The organism is Parafrankia sp. Ea1.12 (assembly GCF_900465275.1).
GTDB lineage: Bacteria > Actinomycetota > Actinomycetes > Frankiales > Frankiaceae > Parafrankia > Parafrankia soli.
Genome location: NZ_UBIZ01000695.1, coordinates 1 through 1,624 on the forward strand (window position 1 = coordinate 1; position 1,624 = coordinate 1,624).

The 1,624-nt window shown below is 69.9% G+C and carries 1 protein-coding gene; it reads left to right on the forward strand.

What is annotated here, in order from left to right:
- Positions 1–1,624 (forward strand): thiamine pyrophosphate-binding protein (locus FMEAI12_RS35630; protein ID WP_146776858.1); only part of this gene is annotated, 1,624 nt, incomplete at both ends.

Below are 1,624 nucleotides of genomic sequence, written 5' to 3' on the forward strand. Positions count from 1 at the left end.
CGGTAAAAGTCTACGAGCGCATCCTCCAGTTGTTCGAAGCCGAGGGAATCAAGACGATCTTCGGTATTCCCGACCCGAACTTCGTGCACATGTTCCACCTCGCCGAGGAACGCGGCTGGACCGTGGTCTCACCGCACCATGAGGAGTCCGCCGGGTTCATGGCGGAGGCGGTGTCGAGGATGACCGGCAAGGCCGCGGTGGCGATCGGCACCCTGGGCCCGGGTGTCGCGAACCTGGCCGGGGCGATGATGTGCGCCAAGGTCGAGAACTCGCCGGTCATCTTCCTGGGCGGGCAGCGTGCCCGGATCACCGAGCAGCGGGTCCGCCGTGGCCGGATCCAGTTCGTGCAGCAGGCTGAGCTGTTCGCGCCGTCGGTGAAGTACTGCGCCAGCATCGAGTACGCCGACCAGACCGACGAGGTCATCCGCGAGGGCCTGCGCAAGGCCCTGTCCGGCACCCCGGGCCCGGTCTACATCGAGTACCCCTCGAATGTGATCCTCGAGGAGCTCGACGTCCCGGCGCCCCTGCCCCCCGCGGCGTACCGGCTGGTGAACCAGACCGCCGGCCCCGACAGGATCACCGAAGCCGCCGAGTACATCCGCGCGGCCAAGCAGCCGGTCCTGCTCGTCGGGCACGGCGTGCACACCTCCCGCGCGGGAGAGTCCGTCCGCGCGCTCGCGGAGGCGATGGCCTGCCCGGTCATCCAGACCTCCGGCGGCACCTCCTTCATCAAGGGCCTGGAGGACCGCACCTTCCCCTACGGCTTCTCCGCGGCGTCGATCGACGCGGTGGTCAAGTCCGACCTGTGCCTGGCCATCGGCACCGAGCTCGGCGAGCCGGTGCACTACGGCCGCGGGCGGCACTGGGTCGCGAACGAGGCCAACCGCAAGTGGATCCTCATCGAACAGGACCCCGAGGCGATCGGCGTCAACCGCTCGATCGACGTGCCCCTCGTCGGTGACCTGCGCGCGGTCGTCCCGCAGCTCGTCGACGCCCTCAAGGACACCCCGCGCACGCCGACCCCCGAGCTCGACGGCTGGATCCGCCAGGACGCCGCCCAGCTGGCCGAACTCGCGGAGACCGCCCCGGCGGGGATGTCGCCGGTGCACCCGGCGCGGCTGATCGTCGAGGCCACCAAGGTCTTCCCGCCGGACGGCATCATGATCCGCGACGGCGGCGCCACCACGATCTTCGGCTGGACGTACTCCCAGGCCAAGCCGCACGACGTGATGTGGAACCAGAACTTCGGCCACCTGGGCACCGGGCTGCCCTACGCGGTCGGCGCCGGGGTGGCGGACGGCGGCAAGCGCCCCATGATGCTGATCACCGGGGACTCCTCCTTCCAGTTCCACATCGCCGAGCTGGAGACGGCCGCCCGGCTGAACCTCCCGCTGGTCTGCGTCGTGGCCGTGGACTACGCCTGGGGCCTCGAGGTCGGCGTCTACAAGCGCACCTTCGGCCAGGGCTCGCTGGAGACCGGCGTCCACTGGAGCAAGAACACCCGCCTGGACAAGGTGGCCGAGGGCTTCGGCTGCTACGGCGAGTACGTCGAGCGCGACGAGGACATCGCCCCCGCCATCAAGCGCGCCTACGCCAGCGGAAAGACCGCCGTCATCCACGTCGC